At 59.6% G+C, this 14,658-nt stretch carries 13 protein-coding genes; 5 read left to right on the top strand and 8 right to left on the bottom strand.

Annotation, left to right across the window (positions count from 1 at the left end; translation table 11 throughout):
• Positions 1 to 42: 42 nt before the first annotated feature.
• Positions 43 to 519 (top strand): ester cyclase, encoded by a 477-nt coding sequence (locus tag CK486_RS12640; RefSeq protein ID WP_095940676.1) that lies wholly within the window; start codon positions 43 to 45, stop codon positions 517 to 519.
• 57 nt (positions 520 to 576) lie between these two features.
• Here the strand turns inward: CK486_RS12640 and CK486_RS12635 are convergent, their stop codons facing one another.
• From CK486_RS12635 to CK486_RS12610, 6 genes are all read right to left on the bottom strand, one after another.
• A complete protein-coding gene (locus CK486_RS12635; protein WP_095940675.1) occupies positions 577 to 1,293 on the bottom strand; it encodes a tellurite resistance TerB family protein in 717 nt (238 codons plus the stop codon).
• A 92-nt stretch (positions 1,294 to 1,385) separates the two neighbouring features.
• On the bottom strand, positions 1,386 to 2,087 hold the full coding sequence (locus CK486_RS12630; RefSeq protein WP_095940674.1) for a type 1 glutamine amidotransferase: 702 nt from the start codon (positions 2,085 to 2,087) through the stop codon (positions 1,386 to 1,388).
• A gap of 69 nt (positions 2,088 to 2,156) precedes the next feature.
• Positions 2,157 to 2,495, bottom strand: coding sequence for a ribonuclease E inhibitor RraB (locus CK486_RS12625; protein WP_095940673.1), 339 nt, complete (start codon positions 2,493 to 2,495; stop codon positions 2,157 to 2,159).
• A 202-nt stretch (positions 2,496 to 2,697) separates the two neighbouring features.
• Positions 2,698 to 3,459: an SDR family oxidoreductase gene (locus CK486_RS12620; protein WP_095940672.1), complete on the bottom strand. Its 762-nt coding sequence runs from the start codon at positions 3,457 to 3,459 to the stop codon at positions 2,698 to 2,700.
• 1 nt (position 3,460) lies between these two features.
• Positions 3,461 to 4,399, bottom strand: coding sequence for an alpha/beta hydrolase (locus CK486_RS12615; RefSeq protein WP_095940671.1), 939 nt, complete (start codon positions 4,397 to 4,399; stop codon positions 3,461 to 3,463).
• Positions 4,383 to 5,858, bottom strand: a complete 1,476-nt coding sequence (locus CK486_RS12610) for an NAD(P)/FAD-dependent oxidoreductase (protein WP_095940670.1) — start codon at positions 5,856 to 5,858, stop codon at positions 4,383 to 4,385. The genes CK486_RS12615 and CK486_RS12610 overlap by 17 nt, the downstream gene beginning before the upstream one ends.
• Positions 5,859 to 5,964: 106 nt before the next feature.
• Here CK486_RS12610 and CK486_RS12605 point away from each other — a divergent pair, with 106 nt between their 5' ends.
• The gene (locus tag CK486_RS12605) at positions 5,965 to 7,035 is read left to right on the top strand and encodes an AraC family transcriptional regulator (protein ID WP_218192103.1); all 1,071 of its coding nucleotides are present in this window, start codon (positions 5,965 to 5,967) and stop codon (positions 7,033 to 7,035) included.
• Between the two features lie 110 nt (positions 7,036 to 7,145).
• On the top strand, positions 7,146 to 8,711 hold the full coding sequence (locus CK486_RS12600; protein ID WP_095940669.1) for a diguanylate cyclase: 1,566 nt from the start codon (positions 7,146 to 7,148) through the stop codon (positions 8,709 to 8,711).
• A gap of 6 nt (positions 8,712 to 8,717) precedes the next feature.
• Here CK486_RS12600 and CK486_RS12595 read toward each other — a convergent pair whose 3' ends face one another.
• A complete protein-coding gene (locus tag CK486_RS12595) occupies positions 8,718 to 9,059 on the bottom strand; it encodes an FKBP-type peptidyl-prolyl cis-trans isomerase (protein ID WP_095940668.1) in 342 nt (113 codons plus the stop codon).
• A 222-nt stretch (positions 9,060 to 9,281) separates the two neighbouring features.
• Here CK486_RS12595 and CK486_RS12590 point away from each other — a divergent pair, with 222 nt between their 5' ends.
• Both CK486_RS12590 and CK486_RS12585 read left to right on the top strand, forming a co-directional pair.
• Positions 9,282 to 10,268 carry an ABC transporter substrate-binding protein gene (locus CK486_RS12590; protein WP_176481704.1) on the top strand — a complete coding sequence of 329 codons (987 nt, stop codon included), beginning with the start codon at positions 9,282 to 9,284 and terminating at the stop codon, positions 10,266 to 10,268.
• A 3-nt stretch (positions 10,269 to 10,271) separates the two neighbouring features.
• Positions 10,272 to 13,094, top strand: coding sequence for an EAL domain-containing protein (locus CK486_RS12585; RefSeq protein ID WP_095940666.1), 2,823 nt, complete (start codon positions 10,272 to 10,274; stop codon positions 13,092 to 13,094).
• 110 nt (positions 13,095 to 13,204) lie between these two features.
• On the opposite strand, the gene moaA is transcribed toward CK486_RS12585, so the two are convergent.
• Complete coding sequence (gene moaA / locus CK486_RS12580; protein ID WP_095940665.1) at positions 13,205 to 14,197, bottom strand: GTP 3',8-cyclase MoaA; 993 nt, start codon at positions 14,195 to 14,197, stop codon at positions 13,205 to 13,207.
• Positions 14,198 to 14,658 lie beyond the last annotated feature (461 nt).

Raw genomic sequence — 14,658 nt, 5'->3', positions numbered from 1 at the left:
GGTTCGTTGTTTCACTCCCACCACCGCAGGAGCTTTACAACAATGAAAACCATGCTTCGCAGTTTCAGCTTTGTCGTGCTGTGCGCCGCCGCCAGCCTGGTTCAGGCCGCCGACGACGCCAAGGCCATCATTGAGGGCTACATGGCTGCGTGGAACGCCCATGATGCCAACAAGGCCGGCGAGTTTCTCGCCGAGAACGCCGAGTACTACGACGTCACCGTAGGCTCCGCGCAAAAAGGCCGCGCCGCGGCACGCGACAATGTGATCAAGGTATTTGTCACCGCCATTCCTGATCTCAAGTGGGAAATGACCGGCGCGCCTATCGTCAGCGCTGACGGCATCGCCTTCCAGTGGGTGTTCAGTGGCACCAATACCGGGGCCTGGAGTGCCGAAACTCCGGCCACCGGCAAGCCTGTGAAGTTCGAGGGGGTTTCTTTCGTGCGAATCAAGGACGGCAAGATCGCCTATCAGGGCGATTACTACGACGCCTTGGGCTTTAACAAGCAGCTGGGCTGGTAAGGTCCGCGTAAAACAAAAAGACCGGCCAAAGGCCGGTCTTTTTCATTGTGGCAGCTATCAGGCCAGACCCAGTTCGCGGCGAACCTGCGCTTCCAGCTCGGCCTTGAGACCCGGATCAAGCTTGAGTTGGCGAGCCAGTTCGTCCAGATAGGCACGCTCCAGGAAGTGTTCCTCGTCGACCATCAGCACGCTGGCGATGTACATCTCCGCGGCCATTTCCGGCGTGCTGGCAGCCCGCGCCACCGCAGCCGGGTCCAGCGGCTGGTTGATCTCGTTGTGCAGCCACTGCTGCAACTCGGCCTGATCGGCCGGCAGCTTGTTCAACTGTTCGCCGAGCAACTGGCGCTCGCGCTCATCCACATGACCATCGGCCTTGGCCGCGGCCACCATGGCCCGCAGGATCGCCTGGCTGTGCAGTTCCACCTGAGGCGCCGGCAGGCGGTCGAGGGTCTGGGGCTCGGCGGCCGGCACGGTGCCTGAGCTCTGATTGCTCTGCCAATTGCTGTAGGCCTTGTAGGCAATCACCCCGAGGGCGGCCAGGCCGCCGTAGGTAATGGCCTTGCTGCCCATCTTGCGCGCGCTCTTGTTACCCAGCAGCAGCGCCGCAAGCGCCCCGCCGGCAGCGCCACCGGCAAAGCTACCGGCCTGGCCCTTGAGCAGACCACCAAGGCTGTCGGTCAGACTGCCACCGCCCTTGGACTGGCCCTGGCTTTGGCCCTTGAGCAATTGCTGGCCGGATTTGAACAACTGATCAAGCAGAGACTGGGTATTCATTACGTGCAGTCCTCGGAGAGGTCATCGTCATATACCCAGAGGCTAACCGAGTCGTGTACCTGACCAAACCCGGCGATTGCTGCCAGATGTGTCTAAGCAGCGTTAGCCAGCCCCAGCCAGCGCTGGTAGAAGCCTTCGGCCACGCGGTTCATGCGCGCCACCTTGGCGTCCAGATCGCTCAGGCTTTCTGCAAAGTTTTCCTGGCTGTCCTGGCTCTCATCCAGCAGATGACGGGCATCACGGTGCCAGGCGAGGATCAGTTCGCTCGTCATCTCAGGATGGCCCTGCAGCGCCAGCAGCTTGTCGCCCCAGCTGAAGCCCTGATTCTGGCACCAGGGGCTTTCCAGCAGGTGCAGCGCACCCTCGGGCAGATCGAAGGTATCGCCGTGCCACTGGTAGATCGGAAACTCATCGCCCAGGTGCGCCAGCCAGGGGCTGTCGGCCAGCTTGCGCATGGGCTGCCAGCCGGACTCGGTGTACGGCATCTTGTGCACCTGCGCGCCCAGCGCCCGCGCCAGCAACTGGCCGCCCAGGCAGTGGCCGATCAACGGGATATCACGGCGGATGAAATGCTGCAGCGCAGCAACCTCCTCGGCAATCCACGGCAGCGGGTCATTCACGCTCATGCCGCCGCCCATGATGGCCACGGCTTTGGGACGGTCCAGATCGACCGAGGCCAGTTCGCCCTGATCACAGCGGATTTCGCGGAAGGTTTCCCCATGACGGGTCAGGAAGGTTTCCAGATGCGCCGGCGGGCAGTAATCAACGTGGGTAAAAATCAGGATTTCGGACATGGTTACCTCCGTCCGTCAGTCTGCAAGATTGCAGACCGACGGTCGAGGGTAGAGGTGGGTCACTTTTACTTAGCGCGTTCGTGCCACTTCCTGGGTGACGCCCCAGCCATCCAGCACCCCGCCAAGGGGCACTACAACGGCTTCCAGGTCATGCTCGAAATCATCGATTCCGGCATGGGTGGCATACATCACCTTGCTGACTTGCAGGTGCCAGTCTCCTTCGCCGCGGCGAATGATCTGGGCATTGAGCGACTCCCCGCGAAACTGCCGGGCCGCCTGGCGGGCCCGCTCTTCATCCGAAAAAATGGCGTAGAACTCGATCGGATGAAACCGGGCGAAGTCAAAGCCCCCTTCCTTCATGCGGCGCAATACAGAGCTGCTGACATCTTCGTGTGAGGCTGAGCTCATGGAACGACCTCCTCGCTTGCGATAGATGAACGGGCCAAAAGTGCGTGCAGCGCCAAACCGGCACGAGACGTGCCGAAATCATCACGGAGGATCGACGCCGCCAGCCAAGAACAGCCGGCAAAGCGTCATCTTGAGCTTAGCGCTGCCAGTCCGGCAGCGCTGCAGGATTCACAACGGTGTGCGACAAACGGCTCAGACGCTGTCAGGACCGGTTGATCAGCGCCATCATCCAGCGGGTCAGCGGTGCCGGAGTGACCTGCCCCAGCCAGTACAGCAGGCTGAACTGCAGGCTGATCGGCCGGTGCACGCTCGCGCCCTGGGACTGCTGCCAGACGGCCTCGGCAATGTCCTCGGCAGCCAGATTGACGCCCAGACGACGCAGCGCCGGCGGCTCGAAGGTCTGACTGCTGACCATGGGGGTACGCACGAAGGGCGGCATCAGGTCACCGACGCGGATGCCGTGACGCTCCCACTCCAGATCCAGCGCCTCGGTCAGCCCGCGCACGGCGAACTTGGAGGCCGAGTAGCTGGCCATGTCCGGCGTGCCATACAGACCGGAAGCCGAGCCCATGTTGATCACCTGGGCATTGGCGGTGGCCTTGAGGTAACCGAAGGCCAGGTGCGTCATCTGCAACAGCCCCAGCACATTGATGTTGAGGATGCGCTGGTGCTCTTCCAGGCTGATCTCCTCGAACTTGCCGAAGCGAAGCACACCGGCGCAGTTGAACAGCAGGCGCAGCTGGCCCTGGTGCTTGCCGCAGAAGTCTGCCAGGGCCTCGCTGACCGCCGCCCGGTCGGTCACATCCAGCGCCACGAACCAGGCATTGCCCAGCTCGGCCGAGAGACGCGCCAGCGCCTCGGCATTCACATCGAGCAGGCCAACCTTCCAGCCCCGCTGGTGAAACAGCCGCGCGGTAGCGGCGCCGATGCCGGAGGCTGCACCACTGATCAGGATGTTGTCCATGTCACGCTCCCTGTGCCTTGAGAAATTTCACCACCGACTGCATGGCCCGATCAGCCGCACGCAGCATGCCGACATGGGCCTGAAACACATGCCAGAGCCCAGCATAGCGCTCCAGCGTGACACTCACCCCTGCCGCGCGGGCTTTATCGGCCAGACGCAGGCTGTCGTTGCGCAGCACCTCGTCCTCCCCAACCTGGATGATCATCGGCGGCAAGCCGCTGAGGTCCGCATTGATCGGCGACACCAGCGGCTGCGCGCGGTCGATGCCGGCCGGGCAGTAGAGCTCCACGGCCTGCTCGATCCACTTGCGGTGGATCAGCGGATCGCCAGCCGGCGGCGTGTGCATCTGCTCACCGGTGAAATCGACAACCGGCGAATAACACACCAGCCCGGCCGGGGCCGGCAGGCCCAGCTCGCGCAGGCGCAGGGCGGTGACCAGGGTCAGGTTGCCGCCAGCCGAGTCTCCGCCAACAAAGATGCGCTTGTAGCCACGCGCCAGCAGTTCGCGGTAAGCCGCGACCGCATCCTCCAGCGGTGCCGGAAAGGCATGCTCGGGGGCCAGCCGGTAATCCAGGGCACAGACCGCGAGGCCGGCGCGCCGAGCCAGAGCGCCGCAGATACCGCGATGGGTCGATGGCGCACCAATCAGGTAGGCACCGCCGTGCAGGTAAAGCAGCACGGCACCGTCGGTTACGCTCGGGCGATGCCACTCGCAGGGGCGGCCGCCGATCTGCTCGGCCGTGCGGGTGACGCCCTTGTTCGGCACCGGCGCGGCGGTCAGCAGACGAAGTACCAGGCGCTGGCCGGCCACCGGCATCGGCGGACGAACCAGACCACGAAACAGCAGGGTCAGCGCCCCGCGCAGGATGGCCCGCAATCCGGGCTGTTCCTGTGGCGCCGCAATCAGCTCGGCAGCAGCGTTTTCAGCGGGTAAGGACATAGTCGGACAGCTCCGGAGCACGGGTCAGGTAACGGTAGGTGAAGGTAAAGCCGGGCCAGTTCACGGTGTTCTTGCCCGCCGCATTGAGGTACCAACTGGTACAGCCCTGAGCCCAGATGGTGTGTTCCTCGGCGGCCTGCAACTGCTGGTTGTAGCGGCTCTGCACCGCAGCCTTGACGTCCAGATAGCGTAAACCCTGCTCATCGATCACCCGAAGGCAGGCCAGCACATAACGGAACTGGCTTTCCAGCATGTAGATGATCGAGTTGTGCCCGAGATTGGTGTTCGGCCCGTAGAGAATGAACAGGTTGGGGAAACCGCTGACGCTGATGCCCTTGTAGGCCTCGGCGCCGGTTCGCCAGGCAGCGTTAAGCTCGGTGCCGCCCAGGCCCCTGATCTGCATCGGCGCGAGGAAATCGGTGGCGGCAAAGCCGGTGCCGTAGATCAGCACATCGGCCTCATGCAGGCGGCCATCGGCGGTGCGCACCCCGTTGGCCTCAATCCCGATGATGGCCGTGCCGACGATCTGCACGTTGGCCTGATTCAGCGCCGGGAAGTAATCGTTGCTGATCAGGATGCGCTTGCAGCCCAGCGGGTAATCCGGCTGCAACTGCGCACGCTTGGCCGGGTCGTTCACGCCGCGGCGCAGATGCCGCTGGAAACTGCCACGAAACAGCTGCAGGAGCGCCGGGACGCGGGTAAAGGCCACCGCACGCGCCTCGTGCTGCAGATAAATGCGCCAGCGATCCAGACGCTGCAAGAGCGGCACACGGCGGAACAGCGCCAGCTCCCAGGCCCGGTAGGCACGGTCGGGCTTGGGGATCACATAGGCGGCACTGCGCTGAAAGAGGCTCAGTTGGCTGGCCAGCGGCTGAATCTGCGGCACGAACTGGATGGCCGAAGCCCCGGTGCCGATGACTGCCACCCGCTTGCCCCGGAGATCCACATCATGCCGCCAATGGGCAGAGTGGAAGGCCGGGCCGGCGAACTGCTCCAACCCGTCGATGCGCGGATAGGCCGGACGGCTCAGCTGGCCGCAGGCGGTGACCAGACTGCGCGCCTGCAGGGTCTGGCCGCAGCGGGTATGCACCTGCCACAGACCTTTTGCCTCGTCGAACTCGGCATGGCTGACTTCGGTATTGCAGCGGATACGTTTGGCCAGACCGTACTTGTCGACGCAGTGGCGGATATAGCCGTGGATTTCCGCCTGCGGCGCGTACTTGCGAGACCAGTCGGCCTTGGGCTCGAACGAATAGGAATACAGGTGCGAAGGCACATCGCAGGCCGCGCCCGGATAATGGTTATCACGCCAGGTGCCGCCAACCTCGGCGGCCTTTTCCAGAATCAGGAAATCGCCCTGCCCGGCCTTGTCCAGCTGGATCGCCAGACCGATGCCGCCAAAGCCGGCGCCGATGATCAGCACACGCAAGGGTGCCGTCGTGGAGCTGTCGTTATGCATTGTTGTTCTCATCATGACAGTCAGTGCGCTGATGCTAACCGTAGAAGCCCCAAGGTTTTATGGCATAGTCGGCCACTCGATTGTGAATTTCGGCCAATTCAATCTGATGTCCAGCAAGGTCATTTCCAGTACTGCCGCACCAGGCTCCGCCCAGCGCCGGGTCAAGCGCAGTATCACCAGCTTGCAGATACTCACCCAACTGGGGATCGAACACGGCCTCAGTATCGAACAGTGTCTGGCCGGAACCGGACTGACCGCCCTGCAACTGGCCGATGCCAGTCAGGAGGTGGAGCCGGCGACTGAACTGCAGTTGATCCGCAACCTGCTGGCCGCCCTGCCCGCTGAGCCCACCCTGGGTCTCAAGGCCGCCCAGCGCTACCAGCTGACCACCTACGGTATCTGGGGCTATGCCCTGCTCAGCAGTCCGACCATCCGCAGCGCTGCCGAACTGGGGCTGCGCTATCTCGATCTGACCTTCGCCTTTGCCCATATCAGCCTGCAGGAAGACGATGCACTGGCGCATATCTGCGTGGACTGCAGCGAGGTGGATACCGACGTACAGGCCTTTATCACCCAGCGCGACACCTTTGCGGTGCTGGTGATCCAGCGCGAACTGCTCGGCCAGCAAGCCATGCCACTACACGGGTTGACATTGCGCCTGCCAAAGCCGGCTGATACCAGGCCCTATGAGCAATTACTCGGCTTCCTACCTCAGTTTGGTGCCGGCGATAACCGCATCAGTTTTGCCCGCACACTGCTCGACCAGCCCCTGCCCCGCGCCGACCCCGGCACGGTGGAACTCTGCGATGCCCAGTGCCGGGCGCTGCTGGCCCGACGTCAGGTGCGCGACGGGGTGGCCGCACAGGTGCGGCACCTGCTGTTGCGCCAGCCCGGCAGGCTGCCGGACATGCCCCGGGTAGCCAGCCAGCTCAACCTCAGCGAGCGCAGCCTGCGCCGCCAACTGGTCAGCGAACAGACCAGCTTTCGCCAACTGCTCGAAGAGGTCCGCCAGACCCTGGCCGAAGAGCTGCTGGCCACCGGCGGCCTGAGTCTGGAGGAGATCGCCAGCCGCTTGGGCTATGGCGAAAGCAGTAATTTCATTCACGCCTTCAAGCGCTGGAAAGGGCTGCCGCCCAGTCAGTATTTGCTAAGTCGCAACAGGGCAACAAAGGGCTAAGGCCGAATGCAGGCTTAATCCCTTCTGAACTACAATTCACCTTTCCTGCGGCGACTCATCCCGACATCGCCCGCGCATCATCCTTGTAGTGGGCGCAGCCCCGTAGTCACATGCCAACTCTCGATCTTCGCCGCCTGATCATTCTGCTCACCGTTGCCACGGCGCTGATCACTTTTGCCAACAGCTTCCAAGCCAGCTACCGAAGTCAGCGAGATCTGCTCATGCAGCAGACGCTGCAAGCCAATTATGTCTACGCCGCGCGGCAAGCCTACAGTACCGACAATTTTCTTCTCGCAGCTCAGGATCAGCTGGCCTATAGCGCCAGTCAGCTGGGTAGCAAACTGAACAACGCCGATTACCTTCAGGCTGAAGTTGATCGACTGAAGAATCAGACCGATACCTTCGATATGGTTCTGATCATTGATGCCAACAGCCGAGCATTGGCAACAGCCCCTTCGTCAACCGGTCTAAAGGGGCAAATACTTGTCAGCCAGGGTGCTCAGTTGTTGCGCAACAACCATACCGCCCTGATCAGCGCCCCATTTATAGGTAGCACCGGCAACCTTCTCGTCATGATCGCCGCCCCGATCAAGAGTTCCACGGGTGTTTACTTGGGACACATAACCGGTTCGATCTACCTGCAGCAGCGCAATATTCTCGGTACGTTGCTTGGCAGTGGTTATCGCGATGACGGCTCGTATCTGTATGTCGTGGACCGTGAAGGCAAACTGATCTACCACCCAGACACCGCCCGTATTGGTGAGCATGTGATGGCCAACCCCGCTGTACATGCAGTTGTCAGTGGTGCCGAGGGCAGCCAGCGGCTGATCAATCTCAAAGGCATCGACATGCTCGCTGGCTACTCGCCGATGAAGACCACGGGCTGGGGCATCATCGCCCAAACGCCCACGGAAATACCGTTAGCCATGCTTAACGGGCTCATGTTGCAAACGCTGAAGTACACCGTCCCCTTGCTACTTCTGACTCTGTTGGCGGTGTGGTGGTTATCGGGTCGCATTGCTCGCCCGCTCTGGCACCTGGCAACCTTGGTCAAGAACTGGCATGCGCCTGACACACTGGATTTATTGAATCAGGTCCGTGCCCGCTACTTTGAGGCGGACCAACTCAGACACTCCATCGCAGAAGGCATCAGCATCATTCAGCAGCAACTGGGCAAGCTCAGCCGAGAAAGCCTGACCGACCCGCTGACCGGACTGGATAACCGCCGTGGTCTGCGCCGGGCTCTGGACCAACTGCAAGCCCGGCAGCGACCGTTCAGCGTGATCACACTGGACATCGACCACTTCAAACAGGTCAACGACCAATTCGGCCATGACCTTGGCGATCAGGTACTGCTGCATCTGAGTGCTCAGATGCGCGCCTGCACACGTAGCGATGACCTCATCTGTCGCAGCGGCGGTGAAGAATTCGTCATCCTGCTGCCTGACATGGATCTGGACAGCGCCAGCGCCCTCGGCGAGCGCCTGCGTGAACGAATGGCCAATAGCCCCAGTCCAGTCGGTATACCAGTCACCATTTCCCTTGGCGTTGCCTATGCGAGCCCAGGCAAGCACAGTCCGGCACAAATACTGAAACTCGCCGATCAGGCGCTCTATCAAGCCAAGCAACAAGGCCGCAATCGACTAGTTGCAGCACAGCTTGGCGAATTCTTCTGACGACGTTCAGTCGTCGCGGGTCAAGACCTCCAGCAGCTCGATCTCGAACAACAGGTTGGCATTAGCGGGGACACGCGAGCCCATACCACGATCACCATATGCCAACGCTGCCGGCACCCAGAGTTTGCGTATGCCGCCCACGCGCATGCCCATGAGCCCTTGATCCCAGCCCTTGATCACTCGACCGGTGCCAATCACACACTGAAAAGACTTACCCCGCTCATGGGACGAATCAAAGCAACTGCCGTCCTCCAGAAAGCCTCGGTACTGGGTAGTGATCAGTGCTCCCTTAACCACTTCTTTACCGTCGCCCACCTGGACATCTTCGATCCGAAGTTCGTTGTTCATCATTACCTCTGGAAAGTGCATCGCCTGTCACGGCGGCCGGCGCGCTTTTTCGCAGGATTTGCCTAAACAGGCAAGTCTGACCAAATACCACTAGCCCTGATCATTACGAAATGACCGCCCGGCAACTAACCCTTAACTCACCTTGCCGACTGGCAAAGCATGAACCACTCTCAAGGGCGTGAAGACCTCGCCGGCAGAGGACCGACAGCCAAGGAGTGCACAGTGATAGTTACGGTTTTCCGTCACGCGCTGCTACGCCGCGCATATGGCGTCTTGCTGTCGATAATGCTGCTCGGGCAAATAAGCCTGGCGGCAGAATTGAGCATTGCCGTAGCTCGAACGCCACTGTCACTGCCCATTTTTGTGGCGGCACAGCAGGGCTTTTTCAGCGATCAAGGCATCCATGTACACCTACAGGAAGTCAGTGGCGGACATCGAGCACTCGCAGCTGTGTTGGCAGGACAAGTAGATATCGGAACCGCATCTGACTCTGTCCTGATGTTCAACAGCCTCAAGCGAAGTGATTTCGTCACCCTCGGCTACTTTGTCAGCAGCCCTTCCGACTTGTCGATTGTGGCCCATCGCGATTCCCCGCAAACACCTGATCAATGGCGCGGCAAGTCAGTTGGTGTCGTTAAAAGTGCCAGCAGCGAATACCTGATGCACTCCTGGCTGTTGCTCAATGGCATTGACCCTCAGCAGGTCAACTTCATGGATGTGCAGCCTGAAGCCATGGCTGAAGCATTGAAACAGCGCAAGGTCGAAGCTGTTTCCATCTGGGAACCCACAACCTTTGCTCTTTTAAAGCAGGTAAACGGTAGTGTCGTGCTACCCAGCCATGGCCTGCACACCCTCACGTTTCATCTGATCAGCACACGTAGTACAGCCACGCGCAGAGCGGCAGATATGCAGGCCGTACTACGGGCCATTGATCAGGCAGAGACGTTCATCCGCAAGCAACCGCAAACAGCTCAATCCATTCTGCGCAGCACATTGCAAGCTGATCAGGCCTTTATCGATTGGATCTGGCCCCGTTACCACTATCAATTGGGGCTCGACCAGGCGCTGATCAGTTCCCTCGAAAGCCAGGCACGCTGGAGTATGGAGAACGGGCTGAGCAACCTCGTTGAGGTGCCCAACTACCTGAACTTCGTCGACTCCGGCCCTTTGCGAACGGTACGCCATAGTGCCGTCTCGTTGATCGAGTAAGCCATGCGCATCCATCGCCTGCTGCTCAGCTGTGGCGTGATCGGGGTTCTGGGTACCCTTGCACTGACGCTGGCCAGTCAGCAACTGTCGCGCAGCCAGAGTGATCTGCTACAAACCCAGGCACTGCTTGGTCAGACCAGCCGCGATGCTGCTGAACTGGTAGTACTGACCCATGAATATGTCTTGCACGGCTCTGCCCGGGTCAACTACCAGTTGCAGAAGCAGCAACAGAACATCATTGATCGCCTGCATTACCTCGAAGGCCACCTTGAAGCGCCACCCCTGCAAGCCCGACAGCACCTGAGCGCCATGGTCCGACTTTTTACTGACCTGCGCGACCTACCCCAACCAGCTGACAATCTGCTACAGCAAAGACGCCGCGATCTGATGCAGCAACAACTGCTGGCCAATGCACGCGAACTATCGCAGGCAATAGAGCAGTGGAACCAGTTGATCAATGCCGACCATACACGTGCCCAGCAACGTCTGGCCGTGCTATCGGTGGCTATTCCGCTGACGCTGCTGGTATTGCTCGCTATCTGCTCTTGGCTGATCTGGCGGCGCTTGCTGCAACCACTGGCACATCTGACCCAGGTTGTGGCCAGTGCCAGCGCAGGCGAACTGCATACACGCAGCGAACTGGATGGCGACGATGAACTGGCCGAACTTTCCCGAGCCTTCGATGCTCTGGCGCTCGATATGGTGTCTCAGCTTAAGAACGAAGTTGCTTTGCGCCAGGCTGTCGAAGCTACCATCAGAGCCTCCGAGCAGCGTTTTCGTGATCTTCTCAACACCATGGATGGCATCGTCTGGGAAGCAGACGCCCGCACATTCCAGATTACCTTCATCAGCGAGCAGGCTGAACGACTACTCGGTTATGCCTGCCGCGAATGGCTACAACCCGGTTTCTGGATGGCACATATTCACCCGGAGGACCGTGAGTGGGCTGCCAACTACTGCGCCAAACACACAGCCCTAAAGGAGGCCCACGACTTTGAATACCGGTTCATGCGTCAGGATGGGCGAGTCGTCTGGTTGCATGATGTGGTTACCGTAGTTTGCGAAAACGATCAGCCACGCTGGCTTCGCGGAATAATGGTTGATATCAGCCGGCAGAAAAGTGCAGAGGCTGAGATCATCGCCACCCAGCAACACCTGCAAGCCACCCTCACCGCACTGCCCGACCTGCTTTTCGAGGTCGACAGAAACGGCACCATCTACAGTTTGCATGTGCCCAACCGCAGTCTGCTGGCCGTACAGCCTGAGCAATGCCTGGGCAAAGGGTTCAGTGAACTGCTGCCCACAGCAACCGCAGAAATCTGTCTGCAAGCCATCGATGAGGCTCGACGCACAGGCACTTCACAGGGGATGGAGTACTCGCTCGATCTCCCCCAGGGCACACTCTGGTTCGAAGCATCAGTAGCCACGCTAGCGGACGAATCGAGCGACGAGCCACGCTTCATTTTCATCGCTAGGGACATCACCGCCAGTAAGCGTGCCAGCGAGGAAATCAAGAACCTGGCGTTTTTCGACGCACTTACCCAACTACCCAATCGTCGACTGCTGCTCGATCGCCTCAACCAGGCGCGGATGAACAGTGCTCGCGGCGAACACTACTGTGCTCTGTTGCTGAGCGATCTGGACAATTTCAAGAGTCTCAACGACACCCAGGGGCACGATGTCGGCGATCAATTACTGATTGAGGCGGCCAATCGTTTCAAGGCCTGCCTCCGCGAAGGCGATACCGTGGCACGCCTGGGTGGCGACGAATTTGTTGTGATTCTCAACAATCTGGGTAATGCCGAACACGCCGCGCGCCAGGCCGAGCGTCTGGCCAGCAAGATCGGCAAGGCCCTTAGCCTGCCTTATGAGCTGCAGATAGAGCAGCCTGATGGCAGCACTGGCGTGCACCAGCACCACTGCTCCCTGAGCATCGGCATCACCCTTTTCCAGGGTCATGGCCTTAGTGCAGACGAACTGCTCAAACGGGCAGATACCGCGATGTATCAGGCCAAGAAGAGCGGACGTAACACCCTGCGCTTTTTTGATTTGAAGATGCAGGAGGCCGTCAGCCAACTGGCCAGCCTGGAAAACGATTTGCGCCGCGCAGTACTGGAGCAGCAGTTCGAACTGTTCTATCAGATTCAGGTCGACGGTAACGATCAAGCATTGGGCGCAGAGGCTCTGCTGCGCTGGCGCCACCCGGATCGTGGCCTGGTATCACCGGCTGACTTCATTCCCCTGGCTGAAGAAACCGGCCTCATTCTGCCGCTTGGCCACTGGGTCCTGCATACAGCCTGCACGCGTCTGGCACAGTGGGCAGATGATATCCGCCTGGCCGGTCTGACCCTTGCGGTCAATGTCAGCCCAAGGCAATTCGCACTCCCCACCTTCGTTGAGGAAGTGCTGGCCCTGCTCACCCACACAGGCGCCAATCCAGCACGGCTCAAATTGGAACTTACTGAAAGTCTGCTGCTGGACAATACCGACGAGATCATCGCCAAAATGGCACGACTCAAGGCCCATGGCGTTGGTTTCGCACTGGATGATTTCGGTACAGGTTACTCGTCGCTCAGCTACCTCAAGCGCCTACCGCTGGACCAGTTGAAGATTGATCAGACCTTTGTCCGTGACCTGCTGGAAGACCCCAATGATGCAGCCATTGCCCGCACAGTGATTACCCTCGGTCAGAGTCTGGGGTTGGCAGTAATCGCCGAGGGAGTGGAATCTAACGCGCAACGACATTTTCTCGCTGCAGCGGGCTGCGCGGCTTACCAGGGCTACCTGTTCAGTCGGCACTGCCCGTGGAGGAATTCGAAAAACTGATTGGCACTACTGAGCAGAAGTACTCCAGCGCCTGATGTCTGAACACCGCTCTCGTCAGAGATCACGGGACTTATGATCATGTGCAAACTTGGCATGTACAGCGAAGCGAGTCAGCCACCACTGGCGTTCATAAAACGCAGTACCTGTACCTCACCGTCAAGGTTGAACTCATGGCGCAACGGTTTATTGCCCAGAGCTATTCGCAGAGCATCCAGCAGAGGCTGGTCAGTCTCGGGGTAGCGGCGCAGCAAGGCGCGCATATCGATCGAGTTCTCGTGACCCAGACACAATAGAAGACGCCCTTCTGCAGTCAGGCGCACACGGTTACAGGTGCTACAAAAGTTGTGGCTGTGCGGCGAAATGAAACCGATGCGGCTGTCTGGAAAATCCTTCAGGCGTACATAACGGGCCGGGCCGCCACTCTGTTCAGCGCTATCGACCAGGCTATAGCGTTCACTGATACGTTCGCGCACCCAGTCGCTGGAGCAGAAACTTTCGCCACGCGAACGCCCGACCTCGCCAAGAGGCATCTCTTCGATAAAGCTGATATCCAGGCCTCGATTGACTGCAAAATCCAGCAGATCAACCACCTCATCAGCATTACGCCCCTGCATCACTACCGTATTGATCTTGACTCGGGCAAAACCGGCATTGCTAGACGCTTCAATGCCAGCTAGCACTTGGCTCAAATCACCAGTGCGGGTGATCGCACGGAACTTGTCAGCATCAAGGCTATCCAGGCTGATGTTCATCCGTTTGACACCCGCGTCGGCCAACGGCCGAGCCAGTTTGCCAAGCTGAGAGCCATTACTGGTCATCACCAACTCGCGAAGGCCTGGCAATGCTGCAATTTTTTCGCACAGCACAACAATGCCCCGACGAACCAGCGGTTCACCACCAGTCAGACGAATCTTCTTCACTCCGTTTGCAACAAAGAGTCGCGCAACCCTTTCAATCTCTTCCAGAGTCAGAACCTGCTGGCGAGGAAGAAACGTCATCTCTTCTGCCATGCAGTAAACGCAACGGAAATCGCAACGATCGGTGACCGATAGGCGCAGATACTCAATGCTGCGGCCAAAGCCATCCATCAGCTGTCTGTCCATTACGATGAGGTCTCCAAAAAGGGTTATCCGCCAGCACCAGATCTGCTGTTGTTCTTTATTGCATCAATAACGACTCTGCGCCATCCATAACATTTCCCTGAATGTTCGCCATGTCGGGGGGAATAGATCACTCAGCATTGATCCACTGAACGAGCGGCGCCATTGAAGCAAAGCGTGCGCCATAAACCTTAGCTAGCCAGCAAGAATCGCATCGGCTCCCCGACAGCGCGCATAAACCCAGTACAAACATCGGAGCAATCCTTACAACCAGGCGATTGTATTCACGACGGTTGAGCTAGATCGCCTCATCAACAGACAAAAGTCGCACTGCACGCGTCATAAGCGTGCACGAGCCAAAGACTCTATTAGCCACGTTGAGGATCAGTCTGTATGACCATCACCCCGCGCGCGACACTGCATAGGCCCGTAGCGGTACAGATAGAGAGCCAACCAGTAACACC

The sequence above is a fragment of the Pseudomonas sp. HAR-UPW-AIA-41 genome (genome assembly GCF_002304225.1).
GTDB lineage: Bacteria > Pseudomonadota > Gammaproteobacteria > Pseudomonadales > Pseudomonadaceae > Aquipseudomonas.
The sequence above is the reverse complement of the archived record's forward strand: the minus strand, read 5'-3'. Positions and strand labels throughout refer to the sequence as shown.

What these genes read in the sequence shown, in the direction of transcription:
- CK486_RS12640 (WP_095940676.1), top strand. Translation starts at nt 43, where the DNA reads ATGAAAACCATGCTTCGCAGTTTCAGCTTTGTCGTGCTGTGCGCCGCC.
- CK486_RS12635 (WP_095940675.1), bottom strand. Translation starts at nt 1,293, where the DNA reads ATGAATACCCAGTCTCTGCTTGATCAGTTGTTCAAATCCGGCCAGCAA.
- CK486_RS12630 (WP_095940674.1), bottom strand. Translation starts at nt 2,087, where the DNA reads ATGTCCGAAATCCTGATTTTTACCCACGTTGATTACTGCCCGCCGGCG.
- CK486_RS12625 (WP_095940673.1), bottom strand. Translation starts at nt 2,495, where the DNA reads ATGAGCTCAGCCTCACACGAAGATGTCAGCAGCTCTGTATTGCGCCGC.
- CK486_RS12620 (WP_095940672.1), bottom strand. Translation starts at nt 3,459, where the DNA reads ATGGACAACATCCTGATCAGTGGTGCAGCCTCCGGCATCGGCGCCGCT.
- CK486_RS12615 (WP_095940671.1), bottom strand. Translation starts at nt 4,399, where the DNA reads ATGTCCTTACCCGCTGAAAACGCTGCTGCCGAGCTGATTGCGGCGCCA.
- CK486_RS12610 (WP_095940670.1), bottom strand. Translation starts at nt 5,858, where the DNA reads ATGCATAACGACAGCTCCACGACGGCACCCTTGCGTGTGCTGATCATC.
- CK486_RS12605 (WP_218192103.1), top strand. Translation starts at nt 5,965, where the DNA reads ATGTCCAGCAAGGTCATTTCCAGTACTGCCGCACCAGGCTCCGCCCAG.
- CK486_RS12600 (WP_095940669.1), top strand. Translation starts at nt 7,146, where the DNA reads ATGCCAACTCTCGATCTTCGCCGCCTGATCATTCTGCTCACCGTTGCC.
- CK486_RS12595 (WP_095940668.1), bottom strand. Translation starts at nt 9,059, where the DNA reads ATGAACAACGAACTTCGGATCGAAGATGTCCAGGTGGGCGACGGTAAA.
- CK486_RS12585 (WP_095940666.1), top strand. Translation starts at nt 10,272, where the DNA reads ATGCGCATCCATCGCCTGCTGCTCAGCTGTGGCGTGATCGGGGTTCTG.
- moaA (WP_095940665.1), bottom strand. Translation starts at nt 14,197, where the DNA reads ATGGACAGACAGCTGATGGATGGCTTTGGCCGCAGCATTGAGTATCTG.